General features: G+C 44.7%; 20 protein-coding genes. 13 read left to right on the top strand and 7 right to left on the bottom strand.

The window, feature by feature from the left end; translation table 11 throughout:
- Window positions 1-126: 126 nt before the first annotated feature.
- The gene (locus OIM59_RS07360) at window positions 127-624 is read left to right on the top strand and encodes a C40 family peptidase (protein ID WP_072543964.1); all 498 of its coding nucleotides are present in this window, start codon (window positions 127-129) and stop codon (window positions 622-624) included.
- A 13-nt stretch (window positions 625-637) separates the two neighbouring features.
- Entirely contained in the window at window positions 638-1,612 is a 975-nt protein-coding gene (locus tag OIM59_RS07355; RefSeq protein ID WP_299169189.1) for a DUF4858 domain-containing protein, read from the top strand.
- A 9-nt stretch (window positions 1,613-1,621) separates the two neighbouring features.
- Here the strand turns inward: OIM59_RS07355 and OIM59_RS07350 are convergent, their stop codons facing one another.
- The 4 genes from OIM59_RS07350 to pnuC form a co-directional block, all read right to left on the bottom strand.
- Window positions 1,622-1,996, bottom strand: coding sequence for a DMT family protein (locus OIM59_RS07350; protein ID WP_022354575.1), 375 nt, complete (start codon window positions 1,994-1,996; stop codon window positions 1,622-1,624).
- A gap of 78 nt (window positions 1,997-2,074) precedes the next feature.
- On the bottom strand, window positions 2,075-2,755 hold the full coding sequence (locus OIM59_RS07345; protein WP_072542580.1) for an MIP family channel protein: 681 nt from the start codon (window positions 2,753-2,755) through the stop codon (window positions 2,075-2,077).
- A 332-nt stretch (window positions 2,756-3,087) separates the two neighbouring features.
- Window positions 3,088-3,771: a thiamine diphosphokinase gene (locus tag OIM59_RS07340; RefSeq protein WP_299169185.1), complete on the bottom strand. Its 684-nt coding sequence runs from the start codon at window positions 3,769-3,771 to the stop codon at window positions 3,088-3,090.
- A gap of 13 nt (window positions 3,772-3,784) precedes the next feature.
- On the bottom strand, window positions 3,785-4,381 hold the full coding sequence (pnuC, locus tag OIM59_RS07335) for a nicotinamide riboside transporter PnuC (protein ID WP_299169182.1): 597 nt from the start codon (window positions 4,379-4,381) through the stop codon (window positions 3,785-3,787).
- 271 nt (window positions 4,382-4,652) lie between these two features.
- Here pnuC and OIM59_RS07330 point away from each other — a divergent pair, with 271 nt between their 5' ends.
- From OIM59_RS07330 to OIM59_RS07280, 11 genes are all read left to right on the top strand, one after another.
- Window positions 4,653-5,279 carry a BrxA family protein gene (locus OIM59_RS07330; RefSeq protein WP_072542577.1) on the top strand — a complete coding sequence of 209 codons (627 nt, stop codon included), beginning with the start codon at window positions 4,653-4,655 and terminating at the stop codon, window positions 5,277-5,279.
- Window positions 5,276-5,887 (top strand): BREX protein BrxB domain-containing protein, encoded by a 612-nt coding sequence (locus OIM59_RS07325; protein ID WP_299169178.1) that lies wholly within the window; start codon window positions 5,276-5,278, stop codon window positions 5,885-5,887. The genes OIM59_RS07330 and OIM59_RS07325 overlap by 4 nt, the downstream gene beginning before the upstream one ends.
- Before the next feature lie 3 nt (window positions 5,888-5,890).
- On the top strand, window positions 5,891-9,478 hold the full coding sequence (gene brxC / locus OIM59_RS07320; RefSeq protein ID WP_299169176.1) for a BREX system P-loop protein BrxC: 3,588 nt from the start codon (window positions 5,891-5,893) through the stop codon (window positions 9,476-9,478).
- 24 nt (window positions 9,479-9,502) lie between these two features.
- Window positions 9,503-10,222 (top strand): AAA family ATPase, encoded by a 720-nt coding sequence (locus tag OIM59_RS07315; RefSeq protein ID WP_299169174.1) that lies wholly within the window; start codon window positions 9,503-9,505, stop codon window positions 10,220-10,222.
- 8 nt (window positions 10,223-10,230) lie between these two features.
- Window positions 10,231-11,079, top strand: a complete 849-nt coding sequence (locus tag OIM59_RS07310; RefSeq protein ID WP_299169171.1) for a DUF4435 domain-containing protein — start codon at window positions 10,231-10,233, stop codon at window positions 11,077-11,079.
- A 23-nt stretch (window positions 11,080-11,102) separates the two neighbouring features.
- Window positions 11,103-14,792, top strand: coding sequence for a BREX-1 system adenine-specific DNA-methyltransferase PglX (gene pglX, locus OIM59_RS07305; RefSeq protein ID WP_299169169.1), 3,690 nt, complete (start codon window positions 11,103-11,105; stop codon window positions 14,790-14,792).
- An 11-nt stretch (window positions 14,793-14,803) separates the two neighbouring features.
- Window positions 14,804-17,629 carry an SIR2 family protein gene (locus OIM59_RS07300; protein ID WP_299169166.1) on the top strand — a complete coding sequence of 942 codons (2,826 nt, stop codon included), beginning with the start codon at window positions 14,804-14,806 and terminating at the stop codon, window positions 17,627-17,629.
- Window positions 17,630-17,641: 12 nt separating this feature from the next.
- Window positions 17,642-20,182, top strand: a complete 2,541-nt coding sequence (locus OIM59_RS07295; RefSeq protein WP_299169163.1) for a PglZ domain-containing protein — start codon at window positions 17,642-17,644, stop codon at window positions 20,180-20,182.
- An 11-nt stretch (window positions 20,183-20,193) separates the two neighbouring features.
- Window positions 20,194-22,296: a BREX system Lon protease-like protein BrxL gene (brxL, locus tag OIM59_RS07290; protein ID WP_299169159.1), complete on the top strand. Its 2,103-nt coding sequence runs from the start codon at window positions 20,194-20,196 to the stop codon at window positions 22,294-22,296.
- Window positions 22,297-22,539: 243 nt separating this feature from the next.
- Window positions 22,540-23,361: a carboxymuconolactone decarboxylase family protein gene (locus OIM59_RS07285; protein ID WP_299169156.1), complete on the top strand. Its 822-nt coding sequence runs from the start codon at window positions 22,540-22,542 to the stop codon at window positions 23,359-23,361.
- Window positions 23,362-23,452: 91 nt separating this feature from the next.
- Window positions 23,453-24,013 carry a cyclophilin-like fold protein gene (locus tag OIM59_RS07280; protein WP_299169153.1) on the top strand — a complete coding sequence of 187 codons (561 nt, stop codon included), beginning with the start codon at window positions 23,453-23,455 and terminating at the stop codon, window positions 24,011-24,013.
- Here the strand turns inward: OIM59_RS07280 and OIM59_RS07275 are convergent.
- Genes OIM59_RS07275 through OIM59_RS07265 form a run of 3 tightly spaced genes read right to left on the bottom strand, consistent with a single transcriptional unit; the run spans window position 23,991 to window position 26,647 of the window.
- Window positions 23,991-24,935, bottom strand: coding sequence for a M14 family metallopeptidase (locus OIM59_RS07275; RefSeq protein WP_303895971.1), 945 nt, complete (start codon window positions 24,933-24,935; stop codon window positions 23,991-23,993). The two genes, OIM59_RS07280 and OIM59_RS07275, sit on opposite strands and share 23 nt — an antisense overlap.
- 9 nt (window positions 24,936-24,944) lie before the next feature.
- A complete protein-coding gene (locus OIM59_RS07270) occupies window positions 24,945-25,871 on the bottom strand; it encodes a M14 family metallopeptidase (RefSeq protein WP_303895970.1) in 927 nt (308 codons plus the stop codon).
- On the bottom strand, window positions 25,868-26,647 hold the full coding sequence (locus OIM59_RS07265; RefSeq protein WP_299169144.1) for a transglutaminase family protein: 780 nt from the start codon (window positions 26,645-26,647) through the stop codon (window positions 25,868-25,870). Before OIM59_RS07265 ends, OIM59_RS07270 begins: the two co-directional genes overlap by 4 nt.
- Between the last annotated feature and the right edge of the window lie 11 nt (window positions 26,648-26,658).

Here is a 26,658-nt window from a genome sequence, read left to right as displayed (position 1 = left end):
ATGAAACAATCTTCAACAGGTTCTAAAATACGCTAAGTTGATTATCAGGTAACGAGAATATTGTGTACATTTGTTTTAAAATAACATGATATGTACAGAAACCGTATCACTCGTTTTTCGGTGTGCATGCTTGTATTGGTGTGCACACTTTTGTTTTCCTCCTGCGGCACCCGCGCCCCTCGCGTGGACTACCGGGAACTGGCACGTGCGGCTGTACGCCTGGAAATGGACATTGATGCCGACGACAACCACCGCCTGTATGTAGAAGCAGCCGACTGGATTGGCGTGCCCTACCGCCACGGAGGAAGCACCCATCGGGGAACAGACTGTTCAGGCTTCACGTCCGCCGTCTATAAGAAAGTGTACCACAAGAAACTGCAGCGCAATTCGGAGGCCCAGCGGACAAAAGACTGCCGCAAGGTGAGCAAACGCAAGTTGCAGGAAGGCGACCTGGTGTTCTTCCACGACGGGCGCCGCAAGAAGACTGCCAACCACGTGGGCATCTACCTGAAAGACGGGAAATTCATCCACGCCAGCACCAGTGCAGGCGTCATCGTCAGCCGGCTGGAAGAGCCCTACTACCGCAAATGCTGGATGCAGGGCGGACGAGTGAAAGGACTATAAATACGCACACGACATGGACTACGCATCACATTTATCATCCAAACTGACTTTATTCCTATGTGCAGCCGGTATTCTTCCGGCCATGGCCCAGCAGCAGGAAAAGGAACTGCAGCTCAACATGGATGCCGTAAAAATGATTCAATTCGATTTTGATCCTTCGAGCAAGCTGGAGAACAAGCCCCTGGAGGCTCCGCTCAACAAGAAATGGATGGACTTCAAGGTCGACCTGAAAGTGCCCCGCAGCCTGATTGATACCACCAAGGTGAAGAAACCCGAAGGCTATGTCCGCATGGAACCCTACACCATCTGGACCCGTTTCGGAGAAGATCCCGTGTACGATGTGCTGGTGACCGGACGTCCCAAGAAATGGGAAATCTCCTGGACCCTGAATCCCAACCAAGTCTACAGGGATGAAAACTATGGGCGCAGCCTGATGCCTTCTACGGGAAGAGTGTACAGGGACCTCAATGCACCGATAGGGCCAACTTTCGGCATCGGCGGGCTCGATTTCATCGGTTTCCTCTACGATAATCTGTCTCCCCGCGGACGGATGCTGGCCCACAACCGCAAGCATGCCAACGCCTGGAAGACGTATGCCGACTACGTGCCTACTGCTGCCGACAGCTTGAAAGTACCTAACTTCTACCGCCGCCCCGCCGCCCAGCGAGCCGACACCACCCATACCATGCTCTCCTTCCAGCCCGCCTTTTCGGGAGCCCCTCTCCTGCCCGTCTATGCCACACCCGACTCCGTCAAGGCCGTCCAGCCGGCAGCGAAACCCGACACCCTGGACGTCGTAGAGAAGAAGAAAAAGAAAAACCCGCAACCAGCCCGGGAGGAGGATGCGGGAAACTTGTATGAATATATCCGCCGGAAAGAAGCCGAGGACTCCATCCGGCGCAGAGAATTCCTGCGGAAAGACAAAGTCAGAAACAACCAGTACGATGTGCAGCGCGAAATCCAGCGCCTGCGCGACCGGCAGAACTGACCCCGCCGCTTATTTCTTGAATACGAAGTATACGGCCAGAATCAGGCAGAAAAAGGCAGCCAGGTGATTCCATTTCAATTCCATCTTGAAAGCAATCATGGAAAATATCGTGAAGACCGTCAGCGTAATCACTTCCTGAATCACTTTCAGCTGCATGATGTCGAACGGTCCGCCGCTGTCCTTGAAACCCAGTCGGTTGGCCGGCACCTGCAAACAATATTCAAAAAAAGCAATGGCCCAGCTGAACGCAATCACCCCGATGAGCGGCAGTGCGGCAAACCAGCTGAACTCCTCACGCATCTTCAAGTGCCCGTACCAGGCAAACGTCATGAAGATGTTCGAAAAAATCAGTAAAACGATAGAATAAATTCCGTGCGATAGCATATCTTTTTCCTTTATTTAAAAACCGGCTGCAAAGATACGCTTTTTAAATGAAAAAGACATGCTATCGAGGGTCCTTCTTTATTTATCCGTGCGCAGGAACTTCCACACGAGGGCACTGAAAGCCGCTCCCACAAACGGAGCCACGATGAAAAGCCAGAGCTGTTCGATAGCCTGTCCGCCTTCCATCAAGGCCGGTCCGATGCTGCGGGCCGGATTCACGGAAGTACCCGTAATCGGGATACACACGATGTGAATCAGTATCAGCGTCAGTCCGATGGCCAGTCCCGCCAGGTTGCCGGCCCCCTTCTTCTCGTCCGTAGCCCCCAAGGCCACCAGCACAAAGATAAAGGTAAACACGGCTTCCGCCAGAAACGCCTGTCCCATGGCATCGGGTGCGAAACTGTTGGAGCCCGTCGCCGTAGGTCCTCCGTGCGCACCGGTCGATACCAGCAAGGTCAGAATCAACGAGCCGATGATGGCGCCTACCACCTGAAAGAGCATGTACATCAGTGCCCGTTTGGTTTTCATACCTCCCGAAAGCCACACTCCCAGCGTGATGGCCGGATTGATGTGGCAACCGGATATGTTTCCGATGGTGTAAGCCATGGCGATGACAGAGAGTCCGAAAGCCATAGCCACTCCGATGGTTCCTACTCCGGCACCCACTGTGTCGGCCACTCCTCCGGCGAATACGGCACTACCACATCCCAGCAGTACAAGAACCATTGTTCCGACTAATTCTGCTACATACTTTTTCATAGGCATTACATTTAAAATCTACGATGCCCTAATTTAGCACTTTCTTTTGAGAAAAGCAAGAGAAAGAAGATTTATTTGCTTAAAAATCAGGCAGAAACGATTCGCTGAAAAACGTAAGTACGTTTTGGTCAAAACGCAAGTACGTTTGAAGGAAAACGTAAAGGCGTTTCACACAAAACGCACTTGCGTTTTAAGGTAAATGCACTTGCGTTTCTTGGAAAATATTAGTTGTCTGATTATCAGATGATTACGAATATATACAGATACAACTTGAATATAAGTCGTTTTTTGATATGCGGCGGGTGGCGGTGAATATTCCCATCTGCTGTGAGTTATTTCTTTGCTTCATAAGTACGATACACCAAGTAACGACCCTTTGCTTGAATGCGGAAACCGTGGCCAGTCACTTCGTTCAGTGTCCCCTGCCACCAGCTATGGAAATCATACAGCGGATACCGTAACCCTTCGCTCCGCAGCTGCACTGCATCCACATTGAATACCGACACCTGCTGACGGGGAAACCCTGCGAACTCCTCCGTATCGGCGGCCGGCACAAACGACCCGTAATCGGTCAGCATCGCCACCTCCAGTCCCATCTGCTGGTATTCCATGAGCAGGCTGATATTTCCCAAGGTATGGTCTTCCCGCTTGCCCGTAGCCCCCACGAAGACCATCCGCCGGATGCCTTTGTCGGCCAGAAAGGTGACCGCTTTCGTCTGGTCGTTCGTCTCCTGCTCGGAGATGCGGTGTATCCGGTCGTGAAAACGCACCCGGTTCGTTTCCGAGAGCGAATCGCCGTCGCCCACTATCCAACCGGGCATCCGTCCGCTGTCCACCAGCGTGTCCGCCCCTCCGTCGCAGCACACCACGTACGGCGAAGCATCCAGCACAGCCAGTGGGAACGGATGCGAAGGGAAATCGCCGTTGCCCACCACTACCGCTTCGGGCACGAAAGGCAAGACAGTCTGCATCCTTTCCTCCTTTGATAAATACATTTTATACTCGTTGTGTTCCATGCGACTTGCTTCATTATTCGTTTTCAACCTGGGGTTCAGTCCTCATCGCTGCCCGCCATCTTCTCCATCCGAAAATGGCTACTACGGCATACACGCCGTAAAGCACCGCGGTGAAATACAATCCTTTATACAGGTATAGTCCGCAGCACACCCAGTCGACCACCATCCATACTCCCCACTGTTCCACGTACTTGCGGGCCAGCATCCACATCCCCACCACACTCAGGGCCGTGGTGAAGCTGTCGGTCCAAGGCACATTGCTGTCGGTCCACTCAATCAGTATCCACGCGATGGCCAGCCAGCACACCGCAAACACAGCCGTCAGGGGCAGATACACCTTGCGCGGCATGGAAGTGATGGGCAGTTCCGCTACTGGCTGCGTCGGGTCTGTCTTTCTCTTCCTTCGGCTCCAGGCCATCCAGCCGTACGCCGAAGCAAGCAGGTAGTAGACATTGATTCCGAAATCGGCATACAGTCCGGCCTGATAATACACTACCAGATAGATGGCCGGCATGATGATGGACACCGGCCACAGGTAGATGCTGGCGCGATACTCCAGTGCCAGATAGACCAACCCCACGAGGGTTCCAAACAGTTCCAGGTAATTCATGGCGCAAAGATAGTGGAAAGCGGGGAAATGACCGTTTGGAAGAAGTTTTTTCTTGGGAAAAGAATGAATGGAAGAATCTAGAAATACACTTTTTTAAGCGAATTGCCTTTTTAATCCTAGTCTCAGAATGATACTTCGAATAAAAACATTATTTTTGTTGAAAGATATGACCTTATATATAAATATAGGGGAAACAAAATTTTGAATCGCCTTCAAGTCGTTTTGCAGAAGAGCAAACAACGAACGGATGGCTCAAACATGCTAACATAAAATGAATAAAAAAAACAGTCCATATACAGCAGCCATAACGGGGGGAGGTTTTCTATTTGAAGAAACCGTCACACTTCTACCCTTATTGCAGGCAACCAATAGTGAGGAACTGCTGAATGAGGAGAAGGTGAACAATCATCTGTTGCAAATAAATGCTGAACGTTCACGTGCAAAAGCCATTCTTGAAATCAAGCGCCGCTATGAAGCGATGCCGGCCTATTTTTGGAATGACTTTCTGAAAATGAATGATTCTGACAAGGTGGCCGCCCTTTTCTACGTAATCTTGAAGACCTATAAAATATGCTTTGATTTTCATGTCAATGTGACCATGAAAAAATGGAACAGCATTTCCAGAAGTGTAAAAAAAGAGGACCTCATGATGGAGTTAAATGAAATCTCAGCGAAAGATGAGTTTGTTGATTCCTGGAGTGACAATACCAAAGATCGGGTGGCAAGTGCTTATCTGACCATTCTCCGAAAAGTCGGTATGCTGGACCGGGAGAGCCATTTGAATGCACTCGTTTGCAGCAACTTCAGTTATTATCTGGCCAAAGGTGCATCCTGGTTTCTCGAAGCCTGTCTGTTGCAGCCCTACGAAATAGAAAATATAAAGAAAACCCTATTATGACCCTAAAAGAGCTTGATGACAAACTGAACAGTCCCGGTTTTCAGGACCCGGAAAATGGAGACTTGTTCTACAACTTCTTTATCTACCAATATCCGGCAGACAAGGAATACGATATCCGCAGACAGATACAAGAGTTTAAAGCGAATCTTATCCGTCCCATCAACTATGTGGATGTGCTTACGTTGAACCTGTTTGAGGAGTTCTGTCACTTCTTGGACCAGAAGAAGTTCCTGCGTCATCCGTCCATGTTGAAATATTTGATGGAGAAAGAAGAGCGCGATCCGTCTACTGCAAAAAATACGCAGGATACGCTTACCCGTAACGCACATTCTCCAGAGTTTGTCCGGTTTATTCATCAACGTATCATTGACCATATCACCATCAAGGACCAATATCGTCGCCCGTACGTTTTCATGTACGGTATCGGCAGTATGTATCCCTATTTGAGAGTCAATGAGTTTCTGGCTCTTTATGAAGATTACAACGAGACGGAGAAATATAAGATTATCGTGTTTTATCCAGGTCATCGTGACCAGAACTCTTTCCGGTTGTTTGACACCCTTCCCGATAATCATACCTATCGCGCCACCCTTTTAATTAACGAATAACCCATGAAACTGAAAGAACTATATAGCAAGCCCATCGACCGTGCAGTCAATCCTGCCGTAAGTGCCACCAAGTTTGACCCGGAAACAGAACGTGTGGAAATACAGGAATACGTGTTCACCGATGAGATTATCAACGGCCTTTTCCGTATTCTTGATGCGATAAAGAACAACCGGCCATACGACCATGTAGGTATCTGGATTGACGGTTACTACGGGTCGGGAAAATCTCATTTTTTGAAATACCTTGACTATTGCATCACTCCGTCTACCCGTGACGAAGCTTTTTCCCGTTTGCTGGAAGCTGTCAAGGCCATCGACCCCCTCGATGAAAAACATAATCTGGGTTTCGACTATGAACAGCTGGCATCCATAGCCAACTGGATGAAGCGTGCCACCATCGATACGTGCATTTTCAATCTGGAAACCAGTTACGACAACTCAACCGACAAAAAGAAGGCTTTCCTTCATGTCTTCTGGAACGAGTTCAATGGTAAACGTGGCTTTAATAAGTTCAACATTACGCTGGCCCAGAATCTGGAAAAGCCCTTGGAAGAAAAAGGTGTGTTTGAGGCTTTCAAGCAACGCATTGCCGAGGAAGGTGGCGATTGGAATGATCCGGGTATGGCAGCCGATTTGATTGATAATGAACTCGATTGGGTGCTTGACATCGCCAAAGAACTGGCCCCGACACTCTCTGTCGATAGTATCCGCGAACGTATCATCAAGCGTGATACGAACATGAGCATCGACCGTTTTGGCTTGGAACTGGCGGCTTATTTGAAAGACAAAGGCGATGACTACCGCCTGATATTCCTTGCCGATGAAGTTTCACAGTTCATCAACAAGGAACGCGACCGTTATCTCAACCTTCAGGAAATCATTACAAAACTGTCCGAAGCATGTGACAACAAGGTTTGGGTGGCTTGTACCGCACAACAAGACCTTTCGGAGATTATGGACGATTGCCATATAGTCGAAGAGAAAGACAAAGAAGGTAAAATCAAGGGGCGTTTCGAAGTGAAAGTGTCGCTCAAGGGAACACAACCGGAAGTGATTACGCAGAAACGTATCCTCGACAAGAAGGAAGAGGTAAAGCCTGTGCTGGCTGACTTATACAATAAATATAGAGCCGGTTTTGACCTTCAGTTCAAACTTCCTAATTCATACAGCAGTTATGATTCTCAGGAAGATTTTGTAGACTACTACCCTTTTGTGCCTTATCAGTTCAAATTGATTATGCAGGTATTCAACTCTTTCCTGAATTTAGGCTATGTAGCCAAAGAAGTAAAGGGAAATGAGCGAAGCATCATCAAGGTGATTCACTCTACAGCCAAAGCCAATGCCGAGGCTGAGTTGGGTAAGTTCATTTCTTTTGATGAACTCTATAACAACATGTTCGAGGAAGGCTTGCAGGCTCGTGGACAGAAGGCCGTGGACAATGCCCTCCGCATGGCACGCACTTACCAGACAGACAAGCCCGAAAAGACCCGTCTGGCTGTTCGTGTGGCCAACGTACTCTTCATGATTTGCAATATTTCGCAGACCGACCAGTTACTTTTCCCGGCTACCGTGGATAATGTGACTTCACTTCTGGTAAACAATATGGAAACACCCCGTCTGACCATCAAAAATGAGGTGGAGAAAATTGTGGAGTTTCTTTGTGATAACAACATCATCCGCCGCGAGCAAGGCAAGCAGGGCGCACCAGACACGTTCACTTTCTACAGCGAGGAAGAGATGAAGGTGGCACAACTCATTCAAAGCCAGGTGGTGGACAACAATACACAGGCCGAGCAGCTGAAGGATATTTTCAATAAATATATCACAGCCCTCCGTAATAAGGAGCAATACAAGACCCGCAGCTTTTCGGTAGGGCTGACCATCAAACAACGTACTTTCCTGAGTAACAATCCGGATGTGATGGTGGAATTCGTGATGGACCCGGATTATGATACCGCCGAGCAACTTGCCCTGCAGAATAGCAATGCCAACCGGATGGTCTATTATGTAGGCCCGCAGTATCGTGAGAACAGACGTTTGTACAACGCCTTCTACTGGTACTGTCAGGCAGAACGTTACATGGCTACCCCTGTTCCCAACGAGGACAATGCCAACACCCGCAAAGAATTTGCCAAACGGGCTGAGGAACTCTACGAAGGACTTATCAAAAAAGAATTTGAAAAGATTCTTGACACTTGCCCCATTGTTTCGGGACTGAGTGTGATTGACGAAACGGAACTGGGACAAAAGAGGGGAAACGACCGTTACCGTGCAGCCATCGAGAAACATCTGGCAGGAATTTACACGAAAGCAAACCTGGTGGATTCTCCAAACATTCCCCGTACTACGGAACAGTTGAAGAAGGCCATTCTGCGCAATATTGAAGCAGGGGAATATGAAGGCATGAACGCCGCTCTTACTGATGCAGAACACGAAGTGGAAATCTACCTGAACAAGCAGTTTGCAGAGGTGAACGTATCGGATGTGCTTGCCAAGTTCTCAAAAGCGCCATACGGATGGGACAATATCTGTACCCTCTATGTCATCAATGAACTGGTACGTCGTCACAACCGCGACTATTCTTATGCGAACAATCCGAACGTAGAAATAACGACCGTAGCCAACCGCATTGTGAACGAAAGCAACAAGTTTACACTCCGTCAGGCACAAGTTATTTCGCCACAGGTCATTCAGAATTTCATTGCCGCCTGGAAAGAGATATTCGGCATATCTTCCGCTCCATCCACTACCGACAGCACCCAACTGTTCCGTGCTTGCCGTGACATGGAAAGTGAGCGCAGTCTTGCCAGATTAGTCAAAGGTTATAAGGATATCGAGCAGCAGATAATTACCTATCCTTTTGCCGGACCCATCCGTCAGGCTGTTGAACTCTTTGAATCATGGCTTGATGAGCGTGATCCGTTGAAATTCTTCAACCTTCTCATCGCGTCAAAGGATGAAGCCAAGGCTCTTACCGACAAATGCAAGGAAGTGGTGCAATTCACGCACGACCAGCTTTCTACCTACAAACAGCTCATTCAGTTTGCAGATGACAATATCTACAATTTCCCGTTTGTACCTATGGAGCAGCAGGGAGCTGTCGGTGAATTCTGTAAAGTGAAGGAGGACCCATGGCCTATTGGCAAGACATTCCGTAACTACATCAAGCTGATGAACCAGCTTTCAGGAATCTTGGATGATGTACGAAACCGTTTGCGTGAGAAAATCAAAGCGGCCTACAATGATATGTTCGACTATCTCAAGCAGGTGGCAGAGCAGCAACATGTGCCTGTGAGCGTATTGTCCGACCGCGAAGCGACGATTCAACTTAAGACCTCTCCGACCAATATTCTGGTGTTGCAGAACAATGTCAATACCGATGCCTTCTATCAGGAACAGGTAGAGAGAATCATGTCGTATACTCCTCCAACATTACCGGAACAGGAAAAGAGAATCCGTCAGGCCTCACTGCAGACCAAGACCAAACTGCCTATTACGAATGCAGAAGACATCGAACGCTATCTGGACGGACTGCGTCAGCAATTGGAGCGTCTGCTTGTCGACCACGATGGAGTAATGATTATCAAATAACAGCAATCCTAAAACCTAGAATATATGTCACTGTCAAGAATATCGGAAGTAAATATCGACCTTTGGAATAAACAGAAGGTCCAGTTCCCGGCCCATCCCGATGTCAACATTATAATGGGGGTAAATGGAAGTGGGAAAACCACGTTTCTGAAAAACCTCTATGAGTCACTGGTGGCGGATAACCATAAACAAAGTGAAGACATTGTTTATCTGCCTTCCATTGATAATATTGCCATGCGGGATAAGCGGAAGACAACTACGGCATTAGCGCAAAATCTGGAGTATTTCATCTATGACATGAAAACCGGTCCTTCGCTGATGAGTCTTCGTATGTCCATGATAGACAGTTCTGTTGAGAAACAAGAAGAATTAAAAGCACAGATTGCTGATTTCCAGAAAACAGTCAACGGCTTGTTCGCTTTAACCCGCAAACGGATAGAGATAGAGGGAAGCAAATTTTCTGTGATCACTGATAACGGCACGTTACCCGTAGGAGCACTTTCTTCCGGAGAGATGCAAGTACTGCTGATTCTGCTCCGTGTATTTTTATTGGGCAAACGTGAATCTATCGTTCTGATAGACGAGCCGGAAAACTCACTGGATATAGACTGGCAGTTTGAACTCATCAACCTGTTGGTTCGTTTCAATCCCAACGCTCAGTTTTTCATTACGACTCATTCCCCTGCCCTGTTCGGAGATGGATGGGGAGATAAAGTCTGGTATATGGAACAAATCACAAAGTAACACGGCGTATGGAAGGAATCAATTGGATAGAGAAACAAGCCAAGCTTTATCGGAATCTTGCCCTGACAGGACGTTATCAAGCCGTGATACATCTGGAAGACGAGGAAGATGAGACATTTTGGGACTATCAACTTCAAACCATTAAGCCGGGACGTTACCGCTACCTGTATTTCAGCAAAAGTGATGACGGTAAAGACACCCGCGGATGTGAGCAATGCCTGAAATTCAAACCTTACCTTACTGCGCGTTTCTTTATCTGCATAGACAGTGATTTGCGTTTGTTAAGAGGTGAGACTGAACTTTCAGCAAAGAATTTCATTGCTCAGACCTATGCCTATTCGTGGGAGAATCACTTATGCGAAGCCTCTCATCTCAATGAACGCATGAAGCTGATACAACCAGAAACTGATTTTGACATGCAGGCTTTTCTTACGTCGTTTTCGAGAATCGTTTATAAGCCGTTGTTGTATCTGATTCGGTACGGGGCAGACAGCCGTCTCAATCAGTTGTGGAATGTATCGAAATTCAATGCCTGTATTCCTCTGCAACCTAAACGTGCTGATTTAGCAGATAACGGCAAAGCATATCTGAAAACCGTTCAGTCCCTGTTTGAAGCCGCAACAGGTGGACTGACAGAAGAACCGGCCAATCCAAATGGAATTTTAACTCCGGAAAATGCCTACTTGCACATTCAAGGTCACCAACTGTATAAGCTGATACTGCACATCGGGACCCTGCTGTGCAAAGGAACGGGCATTGCTTTCAGGACAGACATTCTTGATAAAGGATTGCATACCACAGGATATGATGAAATTGAAATGTTACAGAATGACTTGAAAGCTATTTGGGATAATTAGCTCAAAAAGATAACGAAAGATATATGGACACCAATAAGATTAAACGCTTCGCCACCGAAGCACGTAACATATTGAAAACCGGCATCGCTGCCAAGATTATGACACTTGGTTTCGACCGGAAAGGGAATGTGGCCGAAGAACACCGACCGCAACTTATGCAGGGCGGTACACTTTGGAACGGACAATTTTATACAGAGGGATTCTATCATCAGTGGATGTCTCTCTTCAATCGTGTACAGCAGAAAGGCATCAATGAAGTGTATGAAGAAGCTGCCTATACCTGGTTCAACCGACTGTGTGCCATCCGCATCTTGCAGAAGAACAATCTCTGTTCTCCTGTACTCCAGTATGCCGATGCCGCACGTACACCGGTTATTGTGGACCAAGCCCGCCAAGGCCACCTTCCTCTGATGAAAGAAGATCTTCGTCAGCGCGTAATAGAGTTACTTGACGATGATACGAAAGTAACCGAACAGTTTGCCCTGCTCATAACCGCATGGTGTCATGACAATCCCATCATCAACCAGTGTTTCGGCTCTATGGCCGACTATACTGAGCTGCTTCTGCCGAACAATATTTTGACAGAAGGCGGCTTTGTAGACATGCTCAACCATACGGAATTTGTAACCGATGAGGATTTTCAATCACCGGAACTGATAGGCTGGCTCTACCAGTTCTATATTTCGGAACGTAAGGACGAAGTATTTGCCAAGAAAGGTAAGTTTGAGGCAGACGAGATTCCTGCCGCTACGCAGATATTCACCCCCAACTGGATTGTGAAATATATGGTGCAGAATACAGTGGGCCGTATCTACCTCGACAACAATCCATACGAAACCGCGCTACAGAAGAAGTGGCAATATCTGGTGGAACCTTCTGAAAAGACTCCGGCAGAAAACATCTTAAGATACGAAGAACTGACAGACCTGAAAGTAGCCGATTTAGCCTGTGGCTCAGGCCATATTCTGAACGAGTGTTTTGATTTGCTCTACGATCTTTATATTGCTGAAGGCTATGGCCGTGGGGAAGCCATAGAGAATATCTTTCAGCATAACTTGACCGGAGTAGACATTGACAATCGTGCCAAGCAATTAGCCACTTTTGCCCTCTTGCTGAAAGCTTGCCAGAAGGATGCTTCATTTGCCGACGCTCATTGCTTGCCTCATGTATTGGCCATGCCGAAACCTTGGGATGAAGAAAAGAATGGTCTGGTCAGAGAATTCCTTCCTCATTTCTTTTTGGGGCAGGAAAATCAGATTCACGTCAATGAACTCATCGCTTGCTTCGACTTGATGCAGCATGCGGATTCGTTGGGCTCTATCATGAAATTTGAACTTAGCGATAGTACCCGATTGCTGGTAAAACAGACGGTAGAATATTGGCACAATCAGGACTTTATACCGGAGGCCATTCGTGCCCAACTTCCTGCATTTGAACTGATTCTGGCCTTAACGGAAAAGTATCATGCATTGGTGATGAATCCGCCTTATATGGGTGGAGGAAACATGAATGAGGTGTTGAGTAAATATGTGAAAGAAGCATATAAGGATAGCAAGGGAGACCTTGCTACAGTCTTTGTTGAGATGATGGGGCAACGTTCATCCATTTATGGGAGATATGCCTTCATTATACCTCCATCATGGATGTTTTTAAGTAATTTTGAATCACTGAGAAGAAATATTATAGAAAATCAAACAATAGATTCATTGTTACATTTAAGCCGTGGTGTCTTTGGGGCTGACTTTGGAGCTTCTTCTGCTGTTATATCCAACACGAAGGACCCAGAAGCTTGTGGAACATATTTCCGCCTTGTAGAGCGTACATTCCAAGAGTTTGACCAAAAACACTTGAAACTTCTCTTTGAAAAGACTTTGGCTAATCCTGATTTCCGATATTATTTCAAAGGCTACACAAAGGATGTGGAAGATATTGTCTATTCTGAGAATGGAGCCAAGATATATTACCCCAATGTTTCTCAATCCAACTTCGAGAAAATTCCGGGATGTCCGATTGGATATTGGGCTTCAGCCAATATTATAAAAATATACACGTCAAATCTCGCATTGTCAGCAGTTTGCAGCCCAACACAGGGGCTGGCAACTGCTGACAATGCGAGATTTCTCCGCCTTTGGTTCGAGGTTAGCCGAAGCCGTATAGGCTTCGGCTTTGAAAATGCCGCGTCAGCGGCTCAATCCGGATTAAAATGGTTCCCATGTAACAAAGGCGGAGGATTTAGAAAGTGGTATGGTAATCAAGACTATATTATTAATTGGGAAAATGATGGATATGAGATAAAAAACTTTTACGATGAAAAAGGCAAACAACGTTCAGTAATTAGAAATCCTAAATATTATTATCTTGAAGCAATCTCTTGGAGTTCTGTTTCTTCTAATATTGGCATTGCTTTCCGATATTATCCCAAAGGATTTATTTTTGATCATGCAGCGTGTAATATTTATACAAGAAATATCGTAGAAACTTTAGGATACGTAAATACTAAACTGATTAGTATATTCTCAAATATAATAAATCCAACTATAAATCTTTTTAGTGGTTCTGTTGGAAATATACCATATTTACCTATTAGCAATATAGATAAAGTTGTAAAGCAAAATATTTATATTTCCAAATCTGATTGGAATTCCCACGAGAGCTCATGGGACTTTGAGACCAATCCCCTTTTGACTATAAATGAGAACACCCATATCAACAAAAAAATTGAACAACAAAATAATGAAATAGGTGAATACATCTACATTGATTTAGCTACTCCAAAGCCTGATAGTCTGAAATGGCTCGTGGAACAATACAAGAAAAAGTGGGAGCAAATGTTCAGCCAACTGCATGAGAACGAAGAAGAACTCAACCGCCAGTTTATCGAAATATACGGTCTGCAAGATGAACTGACACCCGACGTACCGATTGATGAAATCACCATTCTACAACAGGGTGAAATCTCCTTTGTACCATCTGAGGAAGGTGAAGATGTGCCTAAGGTGATGAAGTGGAACGATGATGTTATTATCAAACAGCTCATCAGTTATGCCGTGGGATGCATGATGGGACGTTACCGTTTGGACAAACCGGGATTACATATCGCACATCCAGAACCGACCGAAGAAGAGATTGCCCCCTACTCTTATCACGGCAGGAAGTATGACATAGATGATGACGGCATCCTGCCTTTGATGAACAGTGACTGTGGTTTCAGTGACAATGCCCCTCTGCGTATGGCAGACTTTGTTCGCATCGCATTTGGAGAAGAAACGCAAGTAGAGAATCTGAACTACATGGAGCAATGCTTGGGTAAAACATTGGAACAATATTTCGTGAAGGACTTCTGGAAAGACCATAAAAAGATGTATCAGAACCGTCCGATTTACTGGCTGTTCGCATCCAAGAAAGGTACCTTCCAGGTAATAGCTTATATGCATCGCATGAATGCCTATACAGTGGAACGTATCCGAGCCAAATACCTCCTCCCTTTCATAGAACACTTGGAGCAGGAGATTAAAAAACTCGATATGCGCCGGGCAGAACTGACTACCAAAGAAAGCAAGCAACTTCAAACACTTCAGAAGCAACTCGATGAGTGCCGTGAGTATCACGAACGTTTGCAGGTAGTGGCCGAACAAGCCATCAGCTTCGACCTTGATGATGGTGTGGTAGTCAATTATGCCAAGTTCGGGGATATATTAGCAAAACTCAAATAAAAAAGTATATTATGGATAAGCAACAAATATCTCATCTTTTACATATACAAAAAGCAAGTCGGGAAAATCGACTAGCGATATTTGTAGGTGCCGGAGTTTCTAGAAATTCGGGTATTCCGACTTGGAATGAACTTATAGAATCAATGAAGGCTGAACTTCCTGAAAAGTTGACAAATGAAATGGATGCTCTAAAAGTAGCCCAGTTGTACAAAGATTCACGGGGGCATAAAGAGTATATGGATAAAGTAAAAGAGGTATTACTTTATAATAAAGCTGTACCTAATAGATTACATAAAAGTATTTTGTTGCTAAATCCATGCCATATAATAACTACAAACTACGATGATTTAATAGAACAAGAGCTTATTAATCAATTTACGCAATATGATATTGTAAGAGAAGATAAGGATATTCCACAAATTGCATATCCAAATGTTCTTGTTAAAATGCATGGAGATTATATAACCGATAATATAGTTCTTACCGAAACGGATTATTATAATTATCCAAAGAATTTTCCGCTTATACGTGCTTTTGTACAATCTATATTTGCAAGTAAACTCGTGCTATTTGTTGGCTTCTCTTTCGCTGATTTAAATTTAAAAATGATATTAAATGAGTTGCAAAATATTTTGTCAGAGAATATGCAAAGAGCCTACCTGTTATCATGCGAGGAACCGGATTTTGTGACAAAACAATATTTTGAGAAAAAAGGAATCAATATACTTTATTTCAGCGAGAAAGAAATTGATGTAATTAATGGTAAAGAATATAATCCAGATGATTTAAATGGAATAGGTCGGTTAACAGATAAGATTCTATATTCCATCAACAATTATAGCAAAATTCCTAAACAAGACTTATCTGCATATCTTTATGATCGAGTTATGTCCTACAGCCAAGAATTACGCTCTTTTGGAGATGGATTAAGATATTTTTTCCCTCAAGATAGAAGTGAAAGAATGTTTTGGAATACTCATTCATGTGGTTTGCAAACTGGTTTATCGGATTTTAAGGAACTAGCCAAACAGGTTAAAACAAACCAAGGGAAGCGGCAATATTTGATTTCACATCCTAAAATTCAACTGAAACCGTTATTAAAGTTTGCATGTTATAATTATTTGTATGAGATTGATGGAATCAAAATCATAGATAGTAAATTTATAAAGAATGCAAATCATTATTTCCCCAAGATAACTCTTTATTATTTACATCATTTTTCATCTACTGATGCTTGTAAAAGTTTAAAGTTATTACGAGAAAAGGATATTCAATATACGCTAAATGACTTAGAACTCCCTTTTACACTATACCAGTTGGGGGATTATTGGGAAGCTTATAGAATGTATAGGGAGCTATTATCACAGTATTGGCAAAGAAAAAAATACATTCTATATTTTATATGCAGATATAATATGTGGTCAATTAAGGGGCATGTCGCGTTTCAAAAAATATGGGATGAAACTATAGATATAAATAAAGAATTAAAGCTTGCGGAAGAATCGGACTTAGATGATATATTGCGTAAGCTACCATTGGATATAGAGATAAAAAACATATTTCAGGACTTAATTTCTTATAGAGACTTTGGTAAACACAATGTAAGAACGGAACAATTAAAAGGAGAAATTCTTAAACAAAGAAAATCTGCAGAAAGAGGTGGTTGGTCAATCAACAATAATATTACGGTTCTAATGTCTTTGTATCAACGTGAAAGCGTATTCTCATGGGCAAACTATATTATATGCGATAATAATGGCTACTATAAATCAATTTGCAATAATACTGCATCAGGCATATTGAACAGTTTTTTAACTCCTCAAACAGAATTTTTAGGGAAAAAAATTAAGTCTACGAAGATTAATGAGCTAAATGATTTCATGCTTGAAATGTTAGTATTTGATATGGATAATAAGAAACTGCAAAATCTTTTCAAGAACTATGAAATATTTAATCTAAAAATCTCAGAATCCGGCCTAACGTATATTAACTTATGTCTAAAAGGACTTACAGATAATGGACAATTCTTATACAAAGATGAATCTCGGTTCTATATTCCATTGAGTAATCTCATGTTAATTATATCGAAGTCTCAGAAATTAAATGTTGATATTAATTTATTATATCAAGCAGTTATAAAATATTGGAAATACGAACAACAAATAAGTTCTAACAGTATAGAATGTATTGTTAATCAATTTACGCCATGTAAAGAAGAGGCTTTGAAGCTACTAGAATCAATATTATATCATTCAGCTAATATAAATGAATACTTTCGTAGTATTTACATACTAGTTGAATATCTAAAAAAACAAGGCCAAATTTTCACCGACATTCGTATGAATGAACTGATAAATAATCAAGATAAAATCAAAGCGCTGTCATTAATATATCCAATAGTTCAAGAAAAAGAAAAAATTAATGTATTAGACTGTTGCCTAAAAATGATTAATAGCTTTTATGATTATATATATTTCATTTACAGTAACAATATTATCGAATATTCAATTGAAAAATTTAAAGAATTACTTGAAATAGAGAAAAAAAGCATAAATGAAAGTCATTGCTACTTATTGTCTAAAATTAGAAAAGATAATAATTTCCAAGATTTGAATGTAATAATTGATGATTTCGCTCAAAATAATGATTGTATGCAGTTTTTTCTTTCCCCAGACAATTATTCATCACCCGAAAAAGTTGAAATTGACTGGATTTTAAAACTTGAAAACAGAGCAGATTTTTTTAAAAATGAGATTTATAGAAATAAATTGAAAGAATATATAAAAGTAAATACCTTAAATAAAGAGAGCTTAAATTACCTCGTCGGGCTGCTTTAAAAAAAGAAATTTATGATACAAGACAGAATATACAGTTACTTTGAGCGCAACCCTCAACTACATGTGCTCTTTATCTTCGACAAGATGGGCATTATCCAGACAGAGCTTGAAGACGTAAAAGATTGGTCTGACGGATACGTCTATAAAGTGTTCGACGGCGCCTGGTTCAATACAAAATATGCCATAGAGAATACTTGGAAGGACAAACGCGTCGTGCTGCTCTTTCCTGTGGGAACCTATCCACATTCAGAAGAACAGCAGCTACAGTTTCCATTGCTCGATATGCTTAAAGCCAACATGGAATACAAGGAAGATGACTATGCTTCATTTATGCAGCAGTATAACCTGCCGGAGCGGTTCCGTGGTTTTATCAAGAAGAACATTGCGGAAATCATGTCCTCTAGAATCCAAAATATCCTCAATGGGCATATCGATTCCGCTACTTTCAGCGAAGACCTTGTTTGCCGGGCTTTCATCTCCAATTACCTTGGCGACAAGAAACTTTTGGACTGGGAAACAATCATTGTAAAGATGATTATCCTTGATGCTACTTGGGAGGAGAAAAAACGTACGGACTTCTGGCATAGGCTTTCAAGGAACTTGGATGCCAGCAAGACAGCTAATGACAAACTGATGAAACTCTTTGGGGTAAGCTATAACCTGAATGCTTCTCAAAAGATGAAAAGCGTTGCCGAATGTTTGAAATACAATTGCATTACACAACTGTTGGATGTAGTGCCGGGGGATTCATACAAACAATATAAAATCAGCAGCTCTGCAGTTCTTGACCAGATAAACAAGATTTATGAATGGGGCACGCACGATCGTCTGCTTAGTGAGAAGTTTATCCAATCCATGAGAATTTTGGCTTCAGATATTAAAGAAGAGGAAATCATTAATATCTATGGCATTGATGCAAACTACTTTTATTATACAGAAGCTCTTTGCTGGCCGATTCTGCAGGAAATAGTTGAAAAGAAATTGATGGCTGATCCGGAAGATGTGAACGACCGTATGCGTGAATTATCCCTGAAACTGCCCGCTGACAGTCATATTCAAATCATTATCCGGTTTATTGAACAGTCGGCCCTGTTTTATATGCAGGTGCGTGGACTGGGGACACTTAAACTTAACAATACGAAGGAATACGTAAATAAATATATTACAGAGTTCTATCTGGTAGATATGTCCTACAGAAAGACACTCGAAGCTTATCATGAACTAATAACCAAAGAGAATCCTATCGAGCTTGTATTGAATGTGGCCAAAAGACAATTAGACCAGGAATATGCGAAGGTTGCCAACCTTCTTAATCTGGAATGGCTGACCTGCGTGGAAGAAAAAGGGGCTTGGTTTACGGAAACGGGATTGAAGCATCAGGAGGATTTTTATGCTAACGAGTCTGATTTGAATGTGAAACAGGTAATCATTATCAGTGATGCCCTGAGATACGAAGTGGCTATGGAATTGATGCAGAGACTGGCCAAGGAAAAAAATATGGCTTCAATCGAGGCCTATCAGGCCATGTTGCCCACGGAAACAAAGTGCTGCAAGCTCTCCCTCCTACCGCATCACTCTTTGGAACTGATTGGTACGGATATGGCGGTGGACGGAGCCGTATTGGCAACTACAGAACAACGGACAGCTCATTTGGATAAATATCGTGAAGGAGGAGTGTGTGTACGTTATGAAGATGTGATGAATGGTGACCAGATTTCAACGCGGGAACTGTTCAAAAGGCCTTTAGTATATATCTTCCATGATACGATTGATGAAGCAAGCCATTCTCAAAGCCCGTTTGAGGTAATCAGTGCTTGCCGCAAGGCCATAGACCAGTTGTCTGTATTAATCAAACGTCTGCATGCTACTTGGAATGTGACCAATGTAGTGTTGACTGCCGATCATGGCTTTCTGTACAATGACATGAAATTTGAGGATAAGGACAAGCACAATATCACTGATGCATCAGCAGAGAAAAAAACGAGGTATTATCTCACAGACAGCGATGAATATGTGGAAGGAATCATCAAATTCCCTCTTGAAAGAGTATCTGCCATAAAATGTCAGATGCCACTTTGGATAGGCGTACCAGTCGGCACCAACCGACTGGCGGCTTCGGGAGGCTACAACTTTGCCCATGGCGGTGCATCCCTTCAGGAGATGATTATACCGGTAATCAGGAGTCAGCAGAAGCGGATAAACAAGACTGAAAAGGTGGGTATCTCTTTAATGAATCATAACCTGAATATGGTCAGCAGTCGGTTGAAATTCCAACTTATACAATCGGAAGCCGTGAGTATGACCGTGATGGAACGCAAGGTGGTATGCTGCATTTATAACGGTGACGATCCTGTGACTCAGGAAAAGGAACTGACCTTGAACAGTACGGATGCAACGAACCTGAATAACCGGGTGTATGAAGTTACGCTCAATTTGCAAAAATCGGTCAGCGCAAGTATGTTGCAGCTTCGTATTTATGATGCAGATGACCGGTTAAATCCGCTTATTCGTGAGACAGTGAAGAATAATACAATGATTGAACAAGATTTTTAGGAGCATAAGATATGGACTCACAGCAGAAAGTATTAAATGCCTTTATTGGTAAGGTGGTAAGAAAAGATCTGGCTTTTTTGGTTAAGGGAGGACTTCCTGTACCGACTTACGTACTGGAATACTTGCTTGGCCAGTATTGTGCCAGTGATGACGAAGAAATCATTAACGAGGGACTGGAGAAAGTAAAGGATGTCATCAAAAACAATTACGTACATCGGGCTGAAGCAGAGTCTGTAAAAGGACTTATCCGTGAGCATGGCAAGCATCGTATCATTGATAAAGTGACGGTGGTGCTTAACGAAAGAAACGATGAATATCAGGCTACTTTTGCCAACCTAGGATTGACGGGAGTACCTATCGGAACAGACTATGTGCGCAAGAATCCAAAACTACTGAGTGGTAACGGAGTATGGTGCATCGTCACTATTGGTTATGTCAGTGGAGAAGATGTAAAGGTGAGATGGGAAATTCAGACTCTGAAACCTATACAGATTTCAAATATCGATTTGCAAGAGTATATTGACCAGCGCAAGAACTTTACCACAGAGGAATGGATGGATTTGCTCATGCATACGGTAGGGTTAAATCCGGACTCCATGAACCGACGGGAAAAATTCATCACGCTTGCCCGCCTTCTCCCCCATGTGGAGAATAACTTCAACTTTGTAGAGCTTGGCCCTAAAGGAACTGGTAAATCGCATGTATTCCAGGAGTTGTCACCTTATGGTGTACTCGTATCGGGTGGAGATGTGACCAGTGCACGTCTTTTTGTCAAAATGCAGGGAAACAAAGAAATTCTGGGTCTTGTAGGCTATTGGGATGTAGTGGCATGGGATGAATTTGAGCAACAGAAAGGACGTAACGTGGATGCCGTGCTCATTGATACGATGCAGAATTATCTGGCTAATAAATCGTTTAATCGTGGCAAGGGGACGCATGAAGCCAGTGCCTCGATGGTGTTTGTAGGAAATACAAAGCATACTGTTCCCTTTATGTTGAAGAATACGCATCTGTTTGAATCCATACCTACCTCTTTCATCAAAGGTGCTTTTCTTGACCGAATCCATCTGTATAATCCCGGATGGGAGATTAGAATGTTGAAAAAAGACAGCTTCTCCAAAGGTTACGGACTTATTACTGATTACATTGCTGCGGTACTCCATGCCCTGCGCAATGATGACCGTACGGCAGTTTTGAAAGACTATGCCAAATTCGACGGTTCTCTTTCGGAGCGTGACCATCTGGCCATCCGCAAGACATTTTCCGGAATGATGAAGTTGCTTTATCCTGATGGAAAGATGACTGATGCGGAAGCGTACGAATTGGTTGATTTTGCTGCTGAAGGTCGTAAACGTGTAAAGGATCAATTATATGTAATTGACGAAACTTTCAATGCCGAACCAGCCAAATTCAAATATATCAATCTAAAAACAGGTATAGAAATGAATGTTGAGACATTGGAAAAAGTAAGCAATCCTCTTATAATTCCAATAAACTCAACGATAAGTACAGCGACTGGGAAGCTAACCGATGCAGAGGCTCAGCCTTTGAATGAAGAAAATACAGAAACATGCTCCGTAGAGGAAGAAAGAAAGTCGAGCTGTCAAATTGCAAAGCGTCCCCGTATCCATATTCTGCAAGAAAAGAGCATGACCTTTAGAATGGGACAAACCGGTGTGAGTTACGAGAAATTGTTTGCTCCTTATATGGCAGGAGCAAATAGTATCACTGTGGAAGATCCCTATATACGCACTTCATGGCAAATTAAGAATTTTATGGAATTTGCTTTAATGCTCATTAATACTCGTCCGGTAGATGATTTGAAACTCAATCTTATCACTAATGAAGAGGAAGAAAAAATTCCTGAGTTGATAGACAAGTTTGACGATATCAAAGATGACCTGGCATCGTACGGCATTGAGTTTGAGTACAAATTCAGAGATTTTCATGATAGATGCATCAAGACTGACACAGGATGGACAATCATGCTTGGACGCGGATTGGATATATTTGAGAAATACAATACTTACTCTATCGCTTCGTCTAGACAAGATATGCGAAAATGCAAAGAGTTTACGGCTACATTTATGAAAGGAACGACAAGCATTAGCTGAAATACATAATAAATTTATGTCTATAGCGTGCAAAATCAGAAAATAGCCAGTTTCCCGTCATTGATAAAATTGGCATCGATGGCGGGCTTCCTTTCAAAGAAATTGTCAATAAAAAATAACGGCTATATAGAAAACACTTTCCACAATTCGGGTATAAACATCTGTAAATGGTATACATTCTCCCTATATAAATCGGTTAACTTTGCCATTGAGAAAGAAGACAAACCAATAACTCATACCATTATGAAAATACAAATAGTCCTTGCGCTTGCCGCATGGGTAATAAACAGTACAACGATTATGGCACAGGAAACTATCAAACAGACGGCTGGACGCGACCAGCTGGGAGAATTTGCTCCTAAATTCGCGGAATTGAACGACGACGTACTTTTCGGGGAGGTGTGGAGCCGGACCGACAAACTCGGGCTGCGCGACCGCAGCCTGGTAACCATCACCTCACTCATCAGCCAGGGCATCACCGACAGTTCGCTGACTTACCACCTGCAGACGGCGAAGCAGAACGGTATCACCCGTACGGAAATCGCAGAAATCATTACACATATATCCTTCTATGCCGGATGGCCGAAGGCATGGGCCGCTTTCCGTCTGGCCAAGGAAGTGTGGGCGGAAGACACCACTGGAGACGATGCCAAGGCAGCCTTCCAGCGTGAGATGATTTTCCCTATCGGAGAACCCAACACGGCGTATGCGAAGTATTTTATCGGAAACAGTTACCTGGCTCCAGTGTCCAAGGAACAGGTGCCTATGGCCAACGTGACTTTCGAACCGGGATGTCGCAACAACTGGCACATCCACCGGGCTACCAAGGGCGGCGGACAGATGCTGATTGGCGTGGCCGGACGCGGCTCGTATCAGGAAGAGGGCAAGCCGGCCGTACAGATTCTGCCGGGCACGGTGATTCATATTCCGGCAGGAGTCAAGCACTGGCACGGGGCGGCTGCCGACAGTTGGTTCGCACATCTGGCCTTTGAGGTACCGGGCGAAAACACGTCGAACGAATGGCTGGAGCCGGTTTCCGACGAAGAATATGGTAAATTGCAATAATCTATCCAGCATCACCGGTTGCCTGCCGTCGGCGGGAAGCCGGTGGGCTTTCACTCTCCTACCTTTGTTCTTTTTATATACATATAGACTTATGAAAAGAGTGTTGTTATTCCCTTTTTTGTTTTTTGCCTGCATGGTCTTGCCGGCCTGTAATCCTTCAGACGATACACCGTCTGTTCCTGAAGAGAACCTTTCCGGGCAATCGGAAGATTCCTCTGGAGAATCTGAAAATAGTGAAGAGAATGAGAATCTTGGAAACCCTGATAATGACGACGCACTTATGGAAAACAATACATTGACGCTGACGGTCAACGACCGCTCTTTTACCGCTACGCTTGCCGATAATTCGGCTACAGAGGCTCTCAAGGAGAGACTGGTACAAGGGGCCTTGGAGGTTCGCTTGGATGATTACGGAAACATGGAGAAAGTCGGTTCACTGGGCTTCTCACTGCCACGGACAGACCGACAGACCACCACGGTGCCGGGCGATATCATGCTCTACCAAGGAAGTTCCATTGTCATATTTTATGGCTCGAACTCGTGGGCATATACTCCTTTGGCCAAAGTAGACGGAGTCTCTACCCGTGAAGAGATGCTGGACCTGCTGGGCGGAATGGGGAACATCACGCTCACTCTTTCTTTGGCTGAATAACAATCTTATACACTATAGTATTCTGCAGCACCAGCGACTTGTTATGGGCAAAAAAGACAATTCCGTTGGTCGGAGCCTGAATCTCCATCAGGACATGGCCGTAGTAAGGGTCGATGACAGAAGCCATCACTTCTCCTTTCTTCACTACATCGCAAGCGTGTTTCATCTTGTACAGGATACCTGAAACGGGGGTTCTGACCGGTACCAGTTCTTCTTCATTCAGTTGGCGTGAATTGTAGTCCGGGCTGCTGTGGTCGGTATAATTTATCAGTCCCGTGCGATGCATAAAGCGGAAAATCGTATGCACACAGTCGGCCACGTCTTTTCCTTCCACGGTATCGTTTCCTCCACTGTAAAGGGAGAATGCTTTGGTGTTCCAGATTTGCCAATTATAGTTGAGCAAGGTGGTGTCGAAAGGCAGCGGTTTGTAGAGGCAGACAAACGGGAGGCCGAAGAGGGCCGCCGTGGCCGTGTCCTCATAACCAGTCCGGGTAATCCGCACATGCGGTACAAAATCGCCCGGAACGTAAAAACTGGCCAACTGGATGCCGTAGGTATATCCTTGGATGGACTCGAAAAGAGCGGCTGCGATACGCTGGGTAGTTTCTCCATGGTCATAGCCCGGGAACATCCGGTTGATATCGGTGTTGTCCATGGCCCAGAAGCGCTTCTCGATGTTCATGGAGAAAGGATTGGCCGAAGGAACGACCAAAATTTCATGCCCGGGCACCAGCCGGCCTTCTTTCTCCAGTGTGGCCAACCGGTTTATGACCTGTGAGCAGATGTATTGTTGCTGTATCTCGTTGCCACGCATGGCGCCTACCAGCGCAAGGCTCTTCTCTCCTTCTCCGAAACGAAATCCTTGGATGCGGAAGGTGTCGCGGAAAGGAGACTCCATGCGGAAGATTATTTCATTTTTCATATCGGTTGCTTAAAATTGATGAATACGTGCCAGGAGGGAGCCCTGATAGACGATGGGGTACGCGCGGAGGGTAAAAAGCAGTCCCCGAGTAGGCGCTTCCACAGTCTGGAAAACCTCTCCAGTGAGCGGGCTGACAATCTCGCCTATCTTCTCTCCTTCTTCTACAATCATGTTGTTCTTGATTTCGGTAAGGAAAACACCGGAAGCATCCGCATTGAGGAAGCTCACCCGGTTGCCTGTGGAGACGACCGGAGTGGGTACGGATATGGTTTCGGGAGCTTCAGCCCAGACGCCCAAGGTATGCATCAGGTTCAGGATGCCGTTTACCAGCCGGTTGCCATACCCGTGGTTGATGCGCATGCCCACTCCCATTTCTACGACCAAGGTGGGAGTATCCAGGCTGTTCAGCGAATGGGCCAAGGTGGCCTCCAGCACCGTGGCGGCTTCATGCACCCAGATGAAATCCACGTCGAGCAGCTTGGCATAAGGCACCAGTCTTTCCGCCGTGTGTTCATTGATGCGTACCTGCGGGATTTCCCGCAAGAAGATGTTGCTGGAATGGATGTCGATCACCATATCCGCTCCCTGCAAGTCGCGCAGGAGGGTATAGGCCACCTGTTCGGTCATGGTTCCGTCCGGATTGCCGGGGAAGATGCGGTTCATGTCCAGGTCGAAGCCCGGGATGCCCCGGGTGATGGAGTCGATGCCCAACGGATTCAGTGCCGGATAAATCTCCACGGTGCCGTTCAGTTTCTCCAGATTTTGTTGTACGATTTGATTGAGCCGGAAACAGACATACTGGCCTTCCAGTTCGTCGCCGTGCGTACCCGTTACGATGCAGATACGTTTGCTTGAGTTTCCATGGCGGATGACATTTTTCTTTATCAATAGCCGCTCGTCCACAGGAAGGGCGGTAGATACCACTGTTTTTATCATAATTCTTCTACAATTACTCGGATTTCGGTCTGTTCCGTAGGGTGACCGGTGTACACGCCACGGTTGACCCGGCAGTCCAGGGCATCGCGCCCATGCGCCAGTTTAATGTATCCGTATTCTATCAATTGGTTGTTTGTCGGGTCTATTCCTCTCCACTCATTGTTTACGAGCACTTCCACCCAGGCATGGGTCACTCCCGTGCCCTGCATGAAGCCGTTCACATAGCGGGCAGGTATGCCACAGGCGCGGCATAGCGCAATCAGGATATGGGCATAATCCTGACACACGCCTTTCCGTTGCTGGAAGGCCTCCATGGCGGTCGTATTGATTTGCGTAGTGCCCGGAGCATAGCACATGTAGTCGTGAATCTTTTCCGAAAGCCGCAGGGCACAATCCAGCGCATCATCTTTGTTCGGTCCTGCTTCTGCCAGGAAGGCTTTCAGGGAGTCGGATACTCCGGTCAGGGCCGATTCCACCCGGAACACATTCCCCGGCGTGAGTTCTGGAATGCAGTACGGGCTGAGCTTCGCTTCCCCGCTGCTGACAAAGATAAACGCATCGTGCGCCTCAGCCCGGCTACCGTATTGCAGCGGATTTCCCCAGGCATCGGCTCCATAAATCAAGTAGTCAGACGGATGGAGAAACATGTCGCGTTTCACCACCTGCTGACACGCATTGACGCAAGGCATACACCTCAGGCTGAAGAAATGGTTGGTGACCGGCGAGCTGAAGTGGATGATGGTCTGATAATTATATAGATATTTCTTTACAATCATGGTTTCCTTAC

The sequence above is a fragment of the Bacteroides mediterraneensis genome (assembly GCF_025993685.1).
GTDB lineage: Bacteria > Bacteroidota > Bacteroidia > Bacteroidales > Bacteroidaceae > Phocaeicola > Phocaeicola mediterraneensis_A.
This window is presented reverse-complemented; position numbering and strand designations above follow the sequence as displayed.